Genomic DNA, 18202 nt, shown 5'->3' on the forward strand with positions numbered 1-18202 from the left:
GCGGTCGCGGGATCGGAGACTGAGATAGTGAACCCCCGTACCCGTCGGACCCGACATCGCCCGCCCGCCTCGCACCCGGCGAGCGGCCGGCCCCGCACGACGAGGCTGCAACGTCATGGCGCTGTGAGGCCAGGATGCCGTAGCGCTGCGATGCCGTGGCGCCACGACACCGGGACGCCAGGGCGCTGGCGCATCACGATGCCCTGGCGCTGCAGCGCCGTGACGCCGTGGCGTCGCGATGCCGAAGCGTCGGGGCGCCGTGATGCGGCAACTCTGGATCTGCCCGTGCGCGGGGGGCCGTCGTGATGGACGTCCTCGCGATCGCCACCCAGAAGGGCGGCTCCGGCAAGACCACGGTTGCCGTCAACCTCGCGGTCGCCGCCCATCAGGCCGGGCGGCGGGTCGCCGCCCTCGACCTCGACCCGCAGGGCTCGCTCGCCGCCTGGGCCACACGCCGTGCTGCGGACGATCCGGCCGTCGATCATCTCGGACTCGAGCGGGTCGGGCAATTGCCCGAGATCCTCGCCGCGCTCGCGCGACGCGGCTTCGACCTCGTCGTCCTCGACACCGCCGGGGCCCTGAGCCCCGCGGCCAACCAGGCGCTGCGCGCGGCCCATCTCGTCCTGGTCCCGGCCCGGCCGACCCTGCTCGATCTCCTCGCCACCGAGCCGACGCTGCGCGCGCTCGCCCAGATCGGCCTCGCCGCGCGCGTGGCGCTCGTTCTGAGCCAGTGCCCGCCGCAAGGGGGGGCGCGCACCGCCGGCTACGCCGAGCGCCTGCGCCGCTGGGGGCATCTCGCCGAGCCGCCGCTGACCCAGCGGGTCGACCATCAGGACGCGCTGCTCGGCGGGCAGGCCGTCACCGAGTTCGCGCCGGCCGGCAAGGCGGCGGCCGAGATCCGCGCGCTCTGGGCCTGGACCGCGCAGCGCCTGACGGAGATGCCGCGATGAGCGATCCGACCCGGCCCCCGCGGAAGCGGCTCGACCTGCTCGGCAGCCTGGACGATCTGGGGGGGGCACCGCCCGGCTCCGGCCCGTCGGCCATTCCGGTAGAGCGCCGTCCGGCGGAGCGGAGCGAGGTGTGCCCGGCCCCGGGCCGAGGCTCCGCGGCGACGCGGCGCACCTCGGTCTACCTGTCCGCGGCGATGCTGCGGCGGCTGAAGGAGCTCGCGCTCGCCCGCGACTGCAAGGTCAACGACCTGCTGGTCGAGGGCGCGGAGGCGGTCCTGCGCGAGAGCGGCCACCTGCCGTCCCCGGTCCACCGGGACACGAGCTGACCCCGCTCAGGCCTCGATCCCGAGCGCCCCGGCATCACGACGCCTCGATGCCGTGACGCTCCGGCATCGTGACGCTTCGGCATCACGGCATCTCGGCGCTCCAGCATCACGGCGCCTCTGCAGCCGCGAGCGCTCCGGCGTCTCACCCCGGAGGCCGGACGAAGACCGCCCCGCCTCCAGCCTCGATCCTCAGCGCCACGCCCCGCCGGCCGGCCCCATCCCCGGGTGCTGCGCTGCCGGGGCACCCACCATCCCGCAGCATGAGCACAAGGAACCCACGATCATGTCGAACAAGCGCCAGATCTACGATCCCAACATCGATCGGGATCACTCTCGACCCCCAGCGGCCATCGCATCGGTCCTCGATCACATGCGCGAGGGCGTCGCGAGCCAGCGCTTCCGCTTGGCCCTTGTGGGCGCGAAGCCTTCGAAGGCCGCCACGGCGACAGCGGACCGGCACGCCGTAACGGATGGCGGTGTCGGGCAGCCACCCCGCGACGTTGCAGCACCCACTGGCTCCGAGGCGTCGCGCCGCCATGCGGCGCGGGACAGCTTGAACGCGCGGATGCGCCCGATCCTCTACGCACTCGCGCAGAACGCCGGTCTCGACCCGGCTGTCTGGAAGGCGCGCCTCGATGCTCCGATGCCGTTGACCGATCCCGAGATCGTGCGTGCCCTGCCCGAGGTGTTCGCCTCCGACGCCTTCCGCGATGCCCGCGCGGCCTGCCGCGACCTCACCCTGCTGCCGCCTGAGCAGCGGCCATTCGCCGAGGCACCGTTCGATCTCGGCTTCCGCGGGCGTCCACCGGCGCAGATCGTGGAGCATCATCCCTGCTGGGACCTCCCGTTGGTGCCGGGCGCCCGGGCGCTGGAGCGCTGGACCATCGCGGATGTCGCCGAGTGGATGAAGAACTGGCCGCCCAAGCCCTCGAGGCCGAAGACACCGCTCGATCTCTGGGACGCGCCCACCGCCGATCTCTGGCTGCGCCGGCACACGCTCGCCGAGGGCCAGGACGCGGACAGGAGGAATCTGGTCGTCGCCTTTCGGGCCGGACGAACGCGGAAGGGCCCACTCGAGGTGCTGGCCGGGCTCCGCGGCGACGCCCTGCTCGTCTTGACCGATTCGGTGCTGTGCGAGCGCCTGCGTCGCGAGGTGATGGCCGTGCTGCTGCAGGATCGCGCCGATCTGATCCATGTCGGCCTGGACATGGTGGCGTGCGGCTACTTGAGCCTGGCCGGCCTGCGGGCGGCACTCACCGTTCATGACGAGGCACGCGACAAGACCGTGTTGGAGACTTTCGCCTGGAACGCCGACTGGATGGGCGAGTGGATCGTCGAGCGGAGCTGGTGGCTGATCAGCCGGTACGATTGGCCCCAGCTCTGCCCGTCTCATGCCGGGCCAGGACCGAGTGAGGCGGTGACCGGAACGGAAGCTTGAGTCAGACGCCTGTCGATCCGAGCGATGAGATGAAGCGGGGGCTGCCGGATCGATGGGATCCGGCAACTGGGATTGGGGTACGACGCCGAGACGGATGGCGCTGCGTTACGCGTCGGCAGGGTGGGTGCGTTGGACAACACGTAAGGACCAATGCCGGTTGTGCGGCAAGGACTTGTCCCTGCGTTGGACAACACACGACGGGCTGGACAATGGCGTGCTCACTGGAGCCGGTGCCGCCGGGGACGCGGTACCGGCTTGGGTGGGGGATCGGTGACGATCGAGGACGGGAACAGGCGAGGACGAGAACAAGGGTGGGGAAGCAGGGCGAAGGCACCTTCGCTCGAAACCCCGGAATGACCTGACGACGGGATGACGGAGGGCGACGCTCGTACAGCGTCCGCTCGAGGTCGGCGAGGCTCCTTCGATCCCCTGACCCCGCATCACGAAAGTCTCCCACCATGACAGATCACGACGCGCCCTCCGGCGCGAACGAGCCCGGCTGCCCGCTTGCCCCGACCGGCCTGTGGGTCCGTGCCCAGGTCCGGCAATCGCGCCGGCACCGGGACGGGCTGCTCCTCGCGCTCGAGCCGCTCGATCCGCATCGCCCGGGTCGGCTCAGCGCCGTCCTCTCCGGCACCTTCCTGCGCCAGATCGAGGCGGCCTCGGGCGTCCTGCTCGACCCGGACCACCTCGTGGGCGAGCACACCCTGCTGCTCACCCTGGTGGTCGATCCGCTGCTCGGCCTGACCGGGCAGGTGCTCGGGCTCGAGCGCGGCGCGTTCCTCCAGGCCTGGCGCGAACAGGACGCGACCGCGCAGGCCGCGCTCCAGGCGCACGGTCTCTGGGAGCGCCAGCGCAAGCTGCCGGCCCCGCACAAGCTCCGACGGGTCGTGCTGATCGAGCCCGACGACGGCACGCCGCACCCGCTCGGGGCGACGCTCTCCCGCTGGTACGAGCAAGGTCTGCTCGAGCTGATCCGCCTGCCCGTCGCTTACGAGGAGCCGGGCTCGGTCGTTGCGCTGCACGAGGCCTTCGGGGCGGTGTTCGACCAATGGGACTGGGGCACCCTCGACGCGGTCGTGGTCGAGCCAGGCCTCGGCTTCGCCCACCGCGTGCTCTCGGACGAGGGGTTGATGCGCCGCATCGCGGTGCTGCCGGTGCCAGTGCTGTTCCGCCGGGCCGGCGCGCCGACCCTTCTCGACGGCGTGGCCTTCCGCGCCTGCGGCACCGCCGAGGCGCTGCTCGCCGATCTCACCGGGATCCTGCGCGGCGAACTCCGCACCGGGGGCTACGCCCGCCTCACCGCGATCGCCCGCGCGCTCGGTCCAGATCCAGCCGCGCCAGTGCCTGCTTCAGTGTCCGACGCTCCCCCCGATCCGAGCCCCGCCCGTCAGGGCCCGCTGTTCGACTGACGCCGTCCCAATGTCGATCCGGCTGCCCGTTTCTGGGCGGCCGGATCCAATCCTCTCAGGCAGATCGTCTCACGCTGCTCCTCGACCCTCCGCACGCGAGCCCGTGCGCTAGCGACACCCTCACCCCAACACGGATCCCGACACCCCCATGCGCCATCACAGATTCCACCACGGGCCGGACGCACCGCCCCGACCGCCGCGCCCGGCCTCACTGCCGGACGGCGCCCGCCGAAGCTTGCCCGATGCGAACGATGCGGTTCACGCCGACGCGGCGGTCGTCGGCGAGCTGCGCGACCTCATCGGCTGGCTGCGCCAGCGCCTGCGCGGCGAGCACACGGTGCGGGCCAGCGTGCTCACCGCGGAGCCGAATGGGCCCGACAGCTATCTTATTCTGCTCGGCGAGGCCGAGGCCCGCCTCACCAACGATCCGCCCCGGCTGAAGGCCCGGCTCGACGCGGCCGAACTCGCCCAGATCCGAGCTGAGCACGGTTCGGACTTCGATCCCGCCGGGCTCGTCAACCGCACGGTCACGCTCAGCTTGCGCACCAGCCTGCGCCAGCGCTTCGGCCGCGGGGCTGGCGTCCAGGCCAAGGTCATGGCCTTGCTCTCCGTCGGCCAGGTCCCGCTCGAGGCCGATCTCGACCGCGAGCGCACGCTGCAGCGGCTCCGCCTGGAGGGGCGGCGCTTTGGACCCGAGACCTGGAGCGAGCCGGAGGATCCCTACCAGATCGCCCTCGTCGTCTCCGAGCACGGCGAGGTGCGCCGCGACGTCGAGCACGTGCTCCAGCCGCTGGAAGAGGCCGGATTGATCCGGATCCACCGGGTCTGGGCGATCTTCGAAGGCGCGGGGGCGGAGCGCTCGCTCGCCGAGGCCTTCGCCCGGGTGGCGGGCCTGCAGCGGGAGCACAGCCTCTCCGCGACACTGGTTTGCCGGGGCGGCGGACCGGTCGAGGCGTTCCGGCCTCTCAACGCCTTCGGGACAGCGAACGCGGCCGCGCACCCTGAGGTTCCGAACCTGATCACCGGCCTCGGCCACGCCGGCTCGCCATGCACCGCGCTCGATGTGGTGGCGGCGCGCTCGGAACCGACCCCGACGGCGGCGGCGATGCGGGTGCGCCAGCTCGTCGAGCGCACCGGGGCCCGGGCCGAACGGGCGCTGGCCGACCTCGATGCCGCGATCGAGGCGGAGCTGAAGGCGGCGGGCCGCATCATCCTGGCACGGGCTTCAGCTACCTTCGATCAGACGCTGCGCGATCTCGCCGATCTGGCCGATGATCGGCTGAGTCAGCTCGGCCAAGCGGTCGAGCAGAGCCTGCTCGCCAACCTCGCCACAGCCACCGGTGTCAACGCGAAGTCCGCGTCGGGCGCCAACACCGCCGGGACCGACCCTCTCGATCAGGCTGCCCTGCTCGACGAGACCGGGGAGGACGTTCTCCTGAGCGATGCGCTGACGCTGGTGATCGCGGCCGGGACAGGCCGGGTCGTCACCATGGCTGAGCAGGCCCGCGCGGCGGCAGAGCTGCTGCTGCACTTCCCGGACGGCGTCGTGCCCGCCCGGGTCGAAGCCCGGCCCACATCCACACGCTACGCAACCACCCACTGACCCATCACGAGAAGAACCCCATCATGACCACGACCCGTACCGACATGACCGCTGCACACGAGACGCGGAGCTTCCTCTCGGCGGTGAGGCGCATCGAGGCACTGACACAGGAGATCCGCCGCGAGGGTCTCGGCGCGTTCGAGAAGGCGGAGGCCGCCTACACCGAGGTCGAGCACCTGCGCGCCGTGCTGACCGCGCGCATCGCTGACCTCCGTCGGCGCAACGCGTAGTTGGGATCAGCGCAACCGCCGAGGCTCAAGGTGTCGGCGGTGGCGCTTCTGTGATCAAAGGCGAGGAGGCCGTTTCCTTCGGATGCGATGCCGCACAGGCATGGGTACGGTACCAAACCCCGTGCGAACACATCAGACGGCAGCCCCATGAACCGAAACCTCGGTTCGCAGCGGAAGGGGCTGCTACGGTAAATCCTGCTCAGTCGAGGGTCGGACCGAGCCAAGCCGAACACCACCTGTCCACTCTGGAACGTGGCCTGCGAGAATGCGGACATTCGGCACGGCCCAAACGGATGCCTCAGTTTGACCCATTGCAGACGGTCGGAATGTCCGCTTCCAGGCAGTTCAATGGACCCGGTTCGGCAACTTCTGGCCAGTAGTGGCCTGTCTGCTCTGGGGAGGGCTTGCCAAAAAGAGCAGACAAGGTCCTGCCGAACCAACCCAGTCGTAAAGCTCGATTGGCGTCGGCCTCAAAAATGGACACCAGCACGCCGCCAGTCACCGCCGCCCTGCGGCCTCCAAGCGGGTCCGGTCAACAATCTCGACCGCGCCTCGACGAAGTTCGATTAGGCCCGCCTCGGCCCATTGTGCCAGGATGCGGCTCACCACCTCGCGCACGCTGCCGACATCGTCCGCGAGTTTCTGATGAGTCACCGCGGCGACGCCCCGCGGATCAGCCTCGGCCAGGAGCCGTTGCGCGAGGCGCTGCTTCAGCGGTGCGAACGCGACCTCGTCGATCAGCGTGAACAGGCCGGACATCAATCGCGTGTAATCATCCATGACGAAGCTGCGGAACGCCGCGCTGTCGCCCATCAGGTGCTGGAACGTGCTGTCCGGCAGGGCCGCGAGCTCGGTCCGCTCCTCGGCCACGCTCTGCGCTGGAAAGGTGCCGCCAGACAGGAGACACTGGGTGGTCAGGGCGCAGGTGCCACCCGGGCCAACCTTGTAGATCAGCACCTCGCGTCCGCCCTCCGACATCCGGAAGATCCGCGTGCGTCCCTCCAGGCACATCAGGTAGTTGGCACACTCGCCATTCAGTTCGTAGGCGATGGCGCCTGCATCCAGCACCGGGAAATGCACGGTTCCCCGAGCGATCTGAAGGTGCGCCGGGCTGAGAGCCTGTAGGAGCGGAAACCGATCGATCCACCGCTCGACCTTCTGGGCATCCGTCATGGCTGGCGTGGTCCCCCGGCCATGACGACGGGTTGATCGTCCGGCGCGCGTTGCGTTTTTCTCCCGCCGCGCCGGATTTGTGTGACCGGGGTCACCGACCGGGTGCAGCGGCCCGGCATAGCATCGCGACACAACGAACACGATAAGGGTGCCCGCCATGCGTGGCGCCCGCCGGGAGTAAACCGATGCGCCGTTTCGCCCTCAGCTTCATGCTCGCCGTCTTCGCTGCCGGCCCTGCCGCGGCCGAACAAGATCTGCTGCTCGGTGCCGATATGTCCTCACCCGCCATGACGAAGGCCGAGATGAGCCGCGCCGACGTCGAGGCGATGATCCAGGACGCGAACGGAAAGCCCATCGACCTGCACGACAAGGCGCTGTCGGGGCTCGATCTCTCGGGGCTGAATCTCCGGGGCGTCAACTTACGCACTGCGCGCCTGAACAAGGCCAATCTGCGCGGCGCCGATCTCAGCGGCGCAAACCTCGAACAGGCATGGCTCCTGAAGGCAGACCTTTCCGGCGCCAAGCTCGCAGACGCGAAGATGTTCGGCATCACGGCGCGGGACGCCAACCTCAGCGAGGCCGACCTCAGCCGGTCCATGCCCATCGGCGATTTCAAGGGCGCCAACATGAGCGGCGCCACGCTGGTCGATCTCAAGGGCGGAGCCGACATCAAGAATCAGTCCATGGGTCTGATGCGGGCGGTGTTCACCTCGGTGAACCTGTCGGGCGCGAACCTCAGGGGAGCCAACCTCGGCCGGTCACGCCTGGAGTATGCGAATCTCAAGGATGCCGATCTCACCGGCGTGGTGCTGATGGGATCGGACTTGTCCGGGGCCAATTTGACCGGTGCTACGGTCACGGGCGCGGACTTCAAGAACGTCGACGTCAGCGGTGCCCGGCTGATCAACCTCAAGGGTCAGTCCGAGGCCAAGGACTGGGCGGAGAGGGTGAACATCGACCGTGCCGTCACTCAGGCATCCAATTGACGCGCCCGTTCACCGACCTGACGGCCCGCCGCTGACCTCAACGGCTTGTGTCTCCGGAGACCCAGTCAGCGGGGATCTGCAACGTTCCTTGCATATCAGCGAAGCCACAAACTCGGGTTGCCCGATCGACAAGGCTCGCTTCAGTCCGAAGCACGACGTTCGTCGTCGCCAGCCAAATCATCGCATCATGTGATCAAAACGATCGATACGTTCCGTTGGAGCGAACGAATGGATGCGGTCATGGTCGTGGCAGATCCATTCCACGAGGTGCACGCACCATGCCCGCAGCAGCCTTTCTCCGATCACGCGCGCTTGCCCTGCCTTCCATCCTGCCCGGCCTGAGCCTTTGCCTCGCGGTGACGGGCGTCGCCCTCGGGCTGGAGAGGGTCGAGAAACATATCTTCGGCCGTGCGTGGCTGGAGGCTCTGGTCCTCGCCATCGTGCTGGGCACGGCCGTCCGCACGGCCTGGAGCCCAGGTCGGCGCTTCGTTCACGGTATCGCGTTCGGCGCCAAGACCGTCCTGGAAATCGCCGTCGTCCTGCTCGGCGCCTCGCTCAGCCTCGGGACGCTGCTCGCGGCCGGGCCGGGGCTTCTCGTCGGCATCGCGGTGGTGGTGGCTCTCGCCATCGCGGCGAGCTACGGCATTGGCCGGGCTCTCGGGCTGGCCCCGCGTCTCGCCATCCTCGTGGCCTGCGGCAACTCGATCTGCGGAAACTCGGCGATCGCGGCGGCGGCCCCGGTGATCGACGCGGACGGCGAGGACGTCGCCTCGTCCATCGCCTTCACCGCCGTGCTCGGCGTTCTCGTCGTTCTCGGCTTGCCCCTGCTCGTGCCCCTGCTCGGCCTCTCGCCGATGCAGTACGGCGTGCTCGCGGGGCTGACGGTCTACGCCGTGCCGCAGGTTCTCGCCGCAACCGCGCCGGTGGCCGCCCTCAGCGTCCAGGTCGGCACCCTGGTCAAGCTGGTCCGCGTGCTGATGCTCGGGCCGGTGGTCCTGGCTCTCTCGCTCGGGATCGGCCGGCTGCGGGCGGAAACGGACGCGACCGTACCGTCCCAGGCGGTCGATGAGCGCCCCGCCCCGGGCCGGATGCCGCTGCACCGGCTGGTGCCGTGGTTCATCCTAGCCTTCCTGGCCCTGGCGGGTCTTCGCTCGGCGGGGCTCGTTCCCGAAGGGGCTCTGCACCCCATGGCCGCGACGGCGAACGCGCTGACCATCGTGTCGATGGCGGCCCTCGGCCTCGGCGTCGACGTGCGCAGCGTCGCCAAGGCGGGACCGCGCGTCACCCTGGCGGTGGTCGCTTCGCTCGCCGCCCTCACGGCCGTGAGCCTCGGGCTGATCCGCCTGCTCGGCATCGCCTGACAGAGGCCTGCCACCTGGCGCGTCCGCGCGCGTTGAGCTCCGACCTTCTGCGATAGAGACACCCGATGTCGAGCTTGACCGAGCGTATGGCGCGCCTGATCGTTCATGGGGAGCGCCCCTACAACGCCGAGCCGCCGCTGACTCGCCTGCGGGCCCGTTACCGGACCCCTGCGGAAGACTTCTACGTCCGCTCCCACGGCGACCTGCCGGAGATCGACCCCGCCACATGGCGTCTGTCCATCGACGGCGCGGGTGTCGGCCCCCTCGATCTGTCGCTGGCGGATCTGCGCGCGCGTTTTCCCGAGGCGACCGTCACGGCCACGATGCAGTGCGCCGGCAACCGCCGCGCCGATATGCGGGCGGTGGCCCCGGTCTCGGGCGATCCCTGGGACGGCGGCGCCATCGGGACGGCGGACTGGACCGGAATCCGCCTCGGCGACGTCCTGCGTGCGGCGGGCGTAGCGCCGGGAGCGAACCTCCACTCGGACCTCCACGTGGCCTTCGAGAGCCACGATGTGGTCGAGGGCCAGTTCTACGGCGTCTCGATCCCGCTCGCCAAGGCGGTCGCCGACGAGACACTGCTGGCCTTCGCGATGAACGGGGCCCCGCTGTTGCCCGAACACGGCTTCCCCGTGCGAGCCGTCGTGCCGGGCTTCGCAGGCGTGCGCAGCCCGAAATGGCTGAAGCGCATCACGGTGCAGGACCACCCCTCGACCAACCCGATGCAAGCCGACGACTACAAGCTGTTCCCGCCGGACGTGACGGCCGAGACCGCCGATCCGGCGAAAGGCCACACCATCGAGACGATGCCGCTCAACGCCGCGATCTGCGAGCCCGCACGCGGAGCCCGGCTCAAGATGGGCGAGACCACCGTCCGCGGGTACGCCATCGCGGGAGACCGGGCGGTCGTGCGCGTCGATGTCTCAAGCGATGGCGGTCGGTCCTGGCATCAAGCCGTGCTGGAACACGAGGCCGGCGCCCCCTTCGCCTGGACGTTCTGGGAGATCGTGCTGGACCTTCCGTCCGGCGAGCGCGACCTCGTGGTGCGCGCCTGGGACGCCGCTGGGCAGACCCAACCGGCGCGGCCGGACGAGACGTGGAACTTCAAGGGCTATCTCAGCGCCTCCTGGCACTGTGTGAGGGTCGAGGTCGCCTGAGTTCCGCGACGGATCAAGGAGCGGCACGGATCAGGTCGAGCAGCGCGTCGGCGGCGCGGCTGCGGTAGCGCTCCTTGTGGCGCAGGACCCGGAAGGTCCGCGTCGGCAGGGCGAAGGACACGGCAACGAGAGCTCTGGTTCGCAGCGAGGGTCCGACCACCGCTTCGGACAGAACGCTCGCCCCGGCCCCTGCCACGACGGCGGCGAGGACCGCCTCGTTCGACGGCAGTTCGAGGGCAACGGTGAGTGCGTCCGGCGCGATGCCCAGCGCGACGATCGCCGCCTCGAAGGCGGAGCGCGTGCCCGATCCGGGTTCGCGCAGCACCCAGGAGACCGAAGCGAGGTCCAATCGTCCCGGCCGCGCGCATGCGGCCAACGGGTGGCCGGGCGAGACCACGAGGACCAGCCGATCCTCGGCGATCGGGGTGCTCGCGAGGCTGCCGTCGTCGATCGCGCCCTCCACGAAAGCGAGTTCCGCCGTCCCCGCCCGGACCGCCTCGGCGGCCTCTGCGGTGTTGCCGATGCCGAGCCGCAGGACGATGTCGGGATAGGCCGCCCGGAAGGCGACGAGGTGCCGGGGGAGCCAGTGGCTGGCGATGGTCTGACTCGCCTGAATGGCCAGCGTGCCGCGCCGCATGCCGCTGAGGTCCGCGAGCACGAGTTCGGCCGCTTGGGCGCGGGCGAGCACCGCGCGAGCCTCGCCGAGAAAGACGCCGCCCGCCTCGGTCAACTCGATGCCCCGGCCGACCCGGTGGAACAGCTTGACGGCGTGCCGGCTCTCCAGGGCGTTGATGGCGGCGCTGACCGCCGACTGGACGAGGTTCAGCGCCTCGGCCGCCCGCGTGACGTGCTGGCGCTCGGCGACCGCCACGAAGATGCGCAACTGGTCGAGGGTCATGGCGTCTCGGGCTCGGCGGGGGCCGTGGTACGGCAGGGTTCGGACACGAGCGTCACCGCGCGCCCTCGCGCTTGCCCGAGGCCTGCGCATCGACCGCCTCGGCGACCTGGAGCAGCCGCGCCTCGTCCGTGCGGGCCGTCACCACGTAGGACATCCCGGCGTCGATCCAGGAGAAGGCGGCCACGTCGTCGGCGCGGGCGTAGCGGAACACGCCGCGCCCGCCGGTCGGCCCGGCGCGGCTGTAGAGGGTCAGGCGGGTGCCCCGGTCGTCGTCGTACATCAGCATCGCCGCCGGCTCGTCTCCGGCGGGAAGCAGGCGCCCGCCCATCAGCCGGAAGCCCTGTGCCCGCAGGTCCGGCACGACGACGGGCCGGCGAAGGCGCGCGCTGAGCCATCGCACGAGGTCGGTCGAACCGTCGGCGCGGACCTCGACCGGATGAGCGGCCTCGACCACGTAGGTGCGGAAGGCGGAGACGGCTGCCTGCGTCATCGGTTCGGCCGGGGCCGAACCCGGCACGGCGCCGCGCCCGACCCACCCGACCGCACCGCCGAGGGCGAGCAGGAGCGCCGCCGCCGCGGCGTTCGGCCACCCGCGCGGGATGCGCCTCCGGCGCGGGCCTGCGAGGTTCGCGATGCGCAGGCGGGCGGGGATCGGCTCGTCCGCCACGGGCGCGAGGCGCGCGCGCAGGCGGTCCCGCACCTCCCGGTCGGCGGCAACCCGGGCGGCCGCCTCCGGATGCGCGGCCAGCCACACCTCGACGCGGGCGCGGCGGCCCGGATCGAGCCGTCCGTCCACGAAGGCGTGCAGGTCATCCTCGCCGACGGGACGCGGGTCGGACGCGGTCATTTTACCCTCCGCAGATGCCCGGTGACGATCGTGGGGGCCTGATCGAGGAAAGTGCGCATCCGGCCGCGGGCCCGGCTGAGGCGCGACATCACCGTGCCGATGGGGACTGCGAGCACGGCGGCGACCTCGGCATAGGTCATGTCCTCGACCGCGACGAGGAGCAGGACGGATCGCTGTTCCTCGGGAAGCGCGGTGATTCCGTCGAGCACGTCCCGCGCCCCCACGGCCGCCTCGGGATCGACCCCGGCCTCCGCGATCTCCATCAGCGCCTCCGGGCCGACCTCGATGCCCCGGCGGCGGCGGATGCCTTCGAGGTAGCGGTTGCGCAGAATCGCGAACAGCCACGCCCGCAGGTCGCCCTCGCGGCGCTGCGGCCAGGCGCGGATCGCCCGCTCCAGAGTGTCCTGAACGAGGTCGTCGGCCGCCTCGCGCTGCCGCAGCAGCGCGGTCGCGTAGCGCCGCAGGGCCGGAATTTGCGGTTCGATCAGGACGGCGAGGTCGTCCAAGGGCGGTCTCCGGTTCGCGGCGACGGCAATGCCCGCGCCGCCGTTCGGACGAGAGATGCCGGAATCAGTCGAACTATTCCAAGCCTCGCCCCGGCAAGCCGGTCACGCATCCGTGACCGATTGGCCGGGAGCGGTGGGGAATATTCCGGCCCGGCCGGCATCTCTCCCCGCGTGACCTCGACACTGCGGGAGAGACCATGCGCGGAGCACCGACGGCGATCCTCATCACCCTCCTGATGGCCGGGGGGATCTTGGGTGGCGGCATGATGATGCGCGCCGGGCATGCGGAGACCGCCCCCGGCGGCTTCGATGCGATGATGGCCCAATCGATGGCGCGGATGCACGCGGACATGGCGGTGGCGCCGTCCGGCGACCCCGACCGGGACTTCGCCGCCATGATGATCCCGCACCATCAGGGCGCGATCGAGATGGCGAAGGCCGAACTCGCCTACGGCCGCGACCCGGTCCTGCGCCGGCTCGCGCAGGGCATCATCGTCGAGCAGGCGCAGGAGATCGAGGTCATGCGCCGCGCCCTGGCCGAGCGACCGGTCGCGCAGACCCCACCGACGCAGCCGCCGGCCCACCACCGTCACTGAGCGGATTGCCGTCCCCCGTCCCGACCATCAACGCGAAGAGACCTTCACGATGCGACACCTCATTCCGGCGACCCTGCTGATCGCCCTCCTCGGCGGGACTGCGCTTGCGGGCCAAGCGCCGGGGCCCGCCTCGGCGCCGGACGTGCCGGTCGGCCCGCGCGACCGGTTCTATACCTCGGACCAGTTCTCCAACACGGTCTCGGTGATTGATCCCGCCGCCAACACGCTCCTCGGCGTGATCCGCCTCGGCGACACGACGCCCGCGAACCTGAGCCCGCTCTATCGCGGCCAGCTCCTCGTCCACGGCATGGGCTTCTCGCCTGACCGCAAGACCCTGCTCGCCGTCTCGATCGGCTCGAACTCGGTCAGCTTCATCGACACCGCCACCAACACGGTGCGCCGCACGACCTATGTCGGCCGCTCGCCGCACGAGGCGTTCTTCACACCGGACGGGCGCGAGGTCTGGGTCAGCGTGCGCGGCGAGGACTACGTCGCGATCCTCGACGCGGGGACCGGCAAGGAGACGGGTCGGATCACGGTGCCGAACGGGCCCGGCATGACGATCTTCTCACCCGACGGGCGTTACGGCTACGTCTGCTCCAGCTTCAGCCCCGAGACGGTCGCCATCGACGTGAAGAGCCGCGAGATCGTCGGGCGGATCAAGCAGGAGAGCCCGTTCTGCCCCGACATCGCGGCGACGCCCGACGGCAAGCAGGTGTGGTTCACCCTCAAGGACGTCGGCCGCGTCCAGGTGTTCGAGGCCACGCCGCCGTTCAAGGTGCTCAAGACCATCGAGACCGGACCGATCACCAACCACGTCAACATCGCGCGCACGAAGGCTGGGCAGTTCGCCTACGTGACGATCGGCGGCCTGAACCAAGTGAAGGTGTTCCGCACCGACGACTTCTCGCAGGTCGCGACGATTCCCACCGGCGCGCTCCCGCACGGCCTCTGGCCCTCGGGCGACGGTTCGCGGATCTATGTCGGCCTGGAGAATGCCGATGCGGTCGCGGTGATCGATACCGGTAGCAACGCGGTCATCGCCACGATCCCGATTGGCCAGGGGCCGCAGGGGGTGGCCTACGTCCCGGAAGCGGTGCCGGAGGGGGGCGGCGCGCCGAACCTCCAGCCGCTGGGCGCGGCGGGCCAATCGAGCACGCTGACGCTGGCCGGGCCGGACGGCAAGGCGGCCACGCAGGTCACGCTGTTCGACCAGGGCGTGCTGCAGACCCTGCAGGCGGCGGTGACGGGCCTCACGCCGAAGAAGCCCTACGTGCTGGCCCTCTCGGCCGATCCGAAGGGCGCCGGGCCGCTGGAGCCACTGGCCGCCTTCATGACGAACCCGGCGGGCGCGGCCATCGTCAACGCCGTCGGCCCGATCCGGCAGGTGACGCAGAACGCGAACGAGGCCGCACGGCGCAGCCTCGTCATCGTCGAGGGCAAGCCCGGCGAGACCGGCGCGACGGTCCAGACCCAGGCACCGCGCTGACGAGACGGGACGAGGGGGCGGTCGCCGGACCGCCCCCTGTCGCGCGCCGCGCCTCATACCAATCGGCGATGACAATGACTCATCGCCGATTGCCCGCGCGACTGCGCGGCGGCGGTCGTCCGCCGGACGCACGGAGCAGGACCATCGGTCCTGTTCCGTGCCGCTTAGTATCAGTAGGTGTCGGCGAGGTAGGCGGCGATGGCCTTGGCTTGCGCCTCGTCGATCGGCGCGTGGTAGACCTTGACCATCTTGGTCACTTCGGACTCCCAGAAGGCCGCGCCTTTGCCCGGCGGCTGCATCGCGATGTAGTCCACCGAATGGCAGACGAGGCAGTTCGCCTGGGCCGCCTCGAAGCCTTCCGCGTGCGTGCCGGCCTTCGGCGCCCGCAGCTCCGCGGTCGGCTCCGGCACCGCGTAGGATTTCGGCGCGGCGAGCGCCGCGCCGGTCGCGAGGGCAAGCGCCGCCGCCAGGGCGAGGGTGATGCGGGTCATCGTCGTCACTCCCTCAGGCCGCGCGCACGCGGGTGGTCTCGACCACGTTGCGCAGGTACCCGGCCGGGTTCCAGCGCGGCTCCATCGGCTGGCTCGCCCCGTCGTTGGCGGTCGCCCGCACCCGGATCGCGTGCGTCCCCGGCGCCAAGTCCGTGTCGAGGGTCCAGGGCCGGAAGGCGTAGGGGCCGAGATCCTGCCCGAGCCGCGCCTCCGTCCAGGTCTTGCCGTCGTCGGTCGAGACCGCCACCGCCTTGATCCCGGAGCCGCCGTCAAAGGCGATGCCGCGCAAGGGCGTGCGCCCGGACTTCACCTGCGCCCCGTCGGTCAGGTTGGTCAGGAAGGAGCGCACCGTGAAGCGGTTGATCGGCACGGTCTTGTCCGCCGCCTTGCCGGGCTCGGTGCAGGCGCAATCGTTGTCGGGGATGCGATAGGCCTTCTGCATCCAGAAGCCGTCGAAGGGTTTGTCGAGCACGCTGATGCTCTCCAGGTGCTTGACCCAGTAGGTGCCGTAGAAGCCCGGCACGACGAGGCGCAGGGGATAGCCGTTGAGCCAGGGCAGGTCCTGCCCGTTCATGCCCCAGGCGAGCATCACCTGCCCGTCGCGGGCGTGGTCGAGCTTGAGCGACTTGGCGAAGTCCGGCGTCTCCGGGATCACCGGGCCGTCGAGCCCGGTGAAGGCGACCTCCACGGCGCCCGCCTTCACCCCGGCCTTGTCGAGCACGGCCTTCAGCGGCACGCCGGTCCAGCGGGCGCAGCCCATGGCGCCGTTGGCGAGCTGCCCGCCGGCCATGCGCGGTTCGAAGAAGCCGCGGGAATTGCCCGAGCACTGGTTGACCGCGACGATCTCGGTCGTCGGCATCGCCTTCAGGTCGGCGAGCGAGAGCGAGACCTCCCGCTCGACATGGCCCTTGATCGCGACGCGGTAGGTCTCGGGATCGATCTCGGTCGGGATGTCGGCGAGATGGTAGCGCACGAAGAACGCGTCGTTGGGCGTGATCGCGCCCTCGTCGAACACCGAGAACGGAGTCTCCAGCTGCGGCGGACGCGCGGTCATCTGGAGCAGCGGGCGCTTGCCCGGATAGGCCACCAGGGGCCGTTCGCCGTTGCCGAAGGGCAGCGTGGCGTTGTCGCCCGCGAGCGTGCGCAAGGACGCGAAAGTGCCACCGCCGAGGCCCGCCAGGGCGGTGAGGCCCGCCCGCCTGATGAGATCGCGTCTGTCGAGCATCCGAAGTCCTCCCCTGTCCGCGCGTGACTCCGGCGACCGGGCCCGCGACGTGCGGAGGAGGAGACGCACGTCGCCCGCGGTCTATTCGCGGCGGGCCGAAATAAATTCGCTGCTCGCCCCGGTCAGCCGGTGCAGGGGCGCGCCGAGAGTCCGGTGGCCCGGTCCAGGGCAAGCCGCAGGCGGTCCGTCCTGTCCGGCGTCGTGAGCAGCGCGGCCGCCTCGGCCAGCAGGGCGAACCGTTCGGCCGGTACCGTCTCGGTCAGGAGGACGTATCGCCGCCCCTCGCTATCCCAGCGCGCCACACGCGGGCCGCTGTCCCCTTGCGCGATCTCCAGACCGGCCTGCCCGCGCGACGGTCCGCTCCAGATGGCGAGCCGGCAACCGTGACGCCCCTCGTAACCTGCGAGCCGACCGGCCGAACCGTCGTCCGGGGACAGGTAGACCAAGCGGAAGCCTGCCGCCCCCAGATCGAGGGGGAAGCCATTCGGGCCGCCCGCGGGCCGCACGTCGTTCGCGGGTGAGCCCGCCGCACCCCATGCCGTGAAGGCCGCGCGCGCGGGGTCGGCCGGCGGGCGAGACGACAGGGCGAGCCAGCCGGCGCCGACGAGGACGACCAGGGCCGCGGCGCACGCCCATCCGAGGGAGGCGCGGGCGATCGGCGCGCGCCGGGGCGGCACGGCCGCAGCCTTCACCTCCTGTTTCACTCCCTGCTTCAGCCGGGTCAGGGTCGCGACCCGCGCGGCCAGGACCGGATCGCGGGCCAGCGTCTCCGCGACTGCGCGCCGGTCCTGCGGATCGAGTTCCCCATCGACGTAGGCATTGAGGGTCTCCCAGCGCATCACGGCCCCTCGCTCCCATCGGACGACCCGGCGATCCGGTGCAGCATGATCCGCCTCGCCCTGTGCAGACGGCTCATGACCGTGCCGACGGGAATGCCGAGCCGTTCGGCGGTCTCCCGGTAGCTCAAGCCTTCGACGTCCACGCAAGTCACGACAGCCCGGCAGGGCATATCGAGAGCGGCGAAGGCTTGGCGCACGGCGATCGCCTCGATCAGGCGGTCGTCGAACCCCTCGTCGGGCCAATCGAGGAGCTCATCCTCGTGGTGGAGGCGGGTCCGGCGGATCCGGTCGATCCAGGCGTGGCGCACGATCTGGAACAGGTAGGCGCGGGCCGCGTGAGGCTCACTGGGAGTCGTACGCGTGGAAAGCGCCTTGAGAGCACTCTGCTGCATCAGGTCACGTGCGGCGTCGGGCTCACGCGTCAGGGCTAGCGCGTAGCGGAACAGGCGCGGCCACGCATCGACGAGGTGCTGACCGATGGACCGCATCCTGATGTGTCGTCCTCCCCGCACTCCATAGCACATCAATGCATGTCCACACAGAGCCGCAACGGGAGCTATGCAGGATTTTAGGTGACGGAGGCGGTCAGGCGGCGCGGTGATCTGGGCTCGCGGTGACCTCGGTCCCGTCGCGGAAGATGACGCCGGCCAAGACCTTGGGCACCGGGACTTTGCC

General features: G+C 70.6%; 19 protein-coding genes. 11 read left to right on the plus strand and 8 right to left on the minus strand.

The genetic code is table 11. The annotated features are described in order from the left end of the window. Nucleotides 1-305 precede the first annotated feature (305 nt). The 6 genes from MZTS_RS16755 to MZTS_RS16780 all read left to right on the plus strand — a co-directional run bounded on the left by MZTS_RS16755 (nt 306) and on the right by MZTS_RS16780 (nt 5959). Nucleotides 306-950 carry a ParA family protein gene (locus tag MZTS_RS16755; protein ID WP_024830162.1) on the plus strand — a complete coding sequence of 215 codons (645 nt, stop codon included), beginning with the start codon at nt 306-308 and terminating at the stop codon, nt 948-950. Further along, nucleotides 947-1276, plus strand: coding sequence for a hypothetical protein (locus MZTS_RS16760; protein ID WP_024830161.1), 330 nt, complete (start codon nt 947-949; stop codon nt 1274-1276). Before MZTS_RS16755 ends, MZTS_RS16760 begins: the two co-directional genes overlap by 4 nt. A gap of 283 nt (nt 1277-1559) precedes the next feature. Further along, the gene (locus MZTS_RS16765) at nt 1560-2714 is read left to right on the plus strand and encodes a hypothetical protein (protein ID WP_056459950.1); all 1155 of its coding nucleotides are present in this window, start codon (nt 1560-1562) and stop codon (nt 2712-2714) included. 458 nt (nt 2715-3172) lie between these two features. Next, complete coding sequence (locus MZTS_RS16770; RefSeq protein WP_024830159.1) at nt 3173-4126, plus strand: hypothetical protein; 954 nt, start codon at nt 3173-3175, stop codon at nt 4124-4126. 148 nt (nt 4127-4274) lie between these two features. Then, entirely contained in the window at nt 4275-5729 is a 1455-nt protein-coding gene (locus MZTS_RS16775; protein WP_024830158.1) for an exodeoxyribonuclease VII large subunit, read from the plus strand. A gap of 23 nt (nt 5730-5752) precedes the next feature. Next, on the plus strand, nt 5753-5959 hold the full coding sequence (locus MZTS_RS16780) for a hypothetical protein (protein ID WP_246417568.1): 207 nt from the start codon (nt 5753-5755) through the stop codon (nt 5957-5959). A 498-nt stretch (nt 5960-6457) separates the two neighbouring features. Here MZTS_RS16780 and MZTS_RS16785 read toward each other — a convergent pair whose 3' ends face one another. Continuing rightward, on the minus strand, nt 6458-7132 hold the full coding sequence (locus tag MZTS_RS16785) for a Crp/Fnr family transcriptional regulator (RefSeq protein WP_024830156.1): 675 nt from the start codon (nt 7130-7132) through the stop codon (nt 6458-6460). Nucleotides 7133-7317: 185 nt separating this feature from the next. Between MZTS_RS16785 and MZTS_RS16790 the strand changes: the two genes are divergently transcribed. The 3 genes from MZTS_RS16790 to MZTS_RS16800 all read left to right on the plus strand — a co-directional run bounded on the left by MZTS_RS16790 (nt 7318) and on the right by MZTS_RS16800 (nt 10636). After that, nucleotides 7318-8118, plus strand: a complete 801-nt coding sequence (locus tag MZTS_RS16790) for a pentapeptide repeat-containing protein (protein ID WP_024830155.1) — start codon at nt 7318-7320, stop codon at nt 8116-8118. Nucleotides 8119-8396: 278 nt separating this feature from the next. Further along, a complete protein-coding gene (locus tag MZTS_RS16795) occupies nt 8397-9479 on the plus strand; it encodes a YeiH family protein (protein WP_024830154.1) in 1083 nt (360 codons plus the stop codon). Between the two features lie 65 nt (nt 9480-9544). Then, nucleotides 9545-10636, plus strand: coding sequence for a molybdopterin-dependent oxidoreductase (locus tag MZTS_RS16800; protein ID WP_024830153.1), 1092 nt, complete (start codon nt 9545-9547; stop codon nt 10634-10636). 13 nt (nt 10637-10649) lie between these two features. Here the strand turns inward: MZTS_RS16800 and MZTS_RS16805 are convergent, their stop codons facing one another. From MZTS_RS16805 to MZTS_RS16815, 3 genes are read right to left on the minus strand one after another with little or no spacing between them, the layout of a single operon-like run. Continuing rightward, nucleotides 10650-11534, minus strand: coding sequence for a LysR substrate-binding domain-containing protein (locus MZTS_RS16805; RefSeq protein WP_024830152.1), 885 nt, complete (start codon nt 11532-11534; stop codon nt 10650-10652). 52 nt (nt 11535-11586) lie between these two features. Then, nucleotides 11587-12381 carry an anti-sigma factor family protein gene (locus MZTS_RS16810; RefSeq protein WP_024830151.1) on the minus strand — a complete coding sequence of 265 codons (795 nt, stop codon included), beginning with the start codon at nt 12379-12381 and terminating at the stop codon, nt 11587-11589. Further along, complete coding sequence (locus tag MZTS_RS16815) at nt 12378-12887, minus strand: sigma-70 family RNA polymerase sigma factor (RefSeq protein ID WP_024830150.1); 510 nt, start codon at nt 12885-12887, stop codon at nt 12378-12380. Before MZTS_RS16815 ends, MZTS_RS16810 begins: the two co-directional genes overlap by 4 nt. 197 nt (nt 12888-13084) lie before the next feature. Here MZTS_RS16815 and copM point away from each other — a divergent pair, with 197 nt between their 5' ends. Then, the gene (gene copM, locus MZTS_RS16820) at nt 13085-13483 is read left to right on the plus strand and encodes a CopM family metallochaperone (RefSeq protein ID WP_024830149.1); all 399 of its coding nucleotides are present in this window, start codon (nt 13085-13087) and stop codon (nt 13481-13483) included. A gap of 49 nt (nt 13484-13532) precedes the next feature. Then, the gene (locus tag MZTS_RS16825; RefSeq protein ID WP_024830148.1) at nt 13533-14972 is read left to right on the plus strand and encodes a YncE family protein; all 1440 of its coding nucleotides are present in this window, start codon (nt 13533-13535) and stop codon (nt 14970-14972) included. A gap of 170 nt (nt 14973-15142) precedes the next feature. Here the strand turns inward: MZTS_RS16825 and sorB are convergent, their stop codons facing one another. From sorB to MZTS_RS16845, 4 genes are all read right to left on the minus strand, one after another. Further along, the gene (sorB, locus tag MZTS_RS16830) at nt 15143-15463 is read right to left on the minus strand and encodes a SorB family sulfite dehydrogenase c-type cytochrome subunit (protein WP_024830147.1); all 321 of its coding nucleotides are present in this window, start codon (nt 15461-15463) and stop codon (nt 15143-15145) included. Between the two features lie 13 nt (nt 15464-15476). Continuing rightward, entirely contained in the window at nt 15477-16688 is a 1212-nt protein-coding gene (gene sorA, locus MZTS_RS16835) for a SorA family sulfite dehydrogenase catalytic subunit (RefSeq protein WP_024830146.1), read from the minus strand. A 122-nt stretch (nt 16689-16810) separates the two neighbouring features. Continuing rightward, nucleotides 16811-17527, minus strand: a complete 717-nt coding sequence (locus tag MZTS_RS16840) for an anti-sigma factor family protein (RefSeq protein WP_024830145.1) — start codon at nt 17525-17527, stop codon at nt 16811-16813. Then, the gene (locus MZTS_RS16845) at nt 17527-18015 is read right to left on the minus strand and encodes an RNA polymerase sigma factor (RefSeq protein ID WP_024830144.1); all 489 of its coding nucleotides are present in this window, start codon (nt 18013-18015) and stop codon (nt 17527-17529) included. Before MZTS_RS16845 ends, MZTS_RS16840 begins: the two co-directional genes overlap by 1 nt. Nucleotides 18016-18202: the final 187 nt, after the last annotated feature.

Origin of the sequence: Methylorubrum zatmanii (genome assembly GCF_014845115.1) — a bacterium.
GTDB classification, from domain to species: Bacteria; Pseudomonadota; Alphaproteobacteria; order Rhizobiales; family Beijerinckiaceae; genus Methylobacterium; species Methylobacterium zatmanii.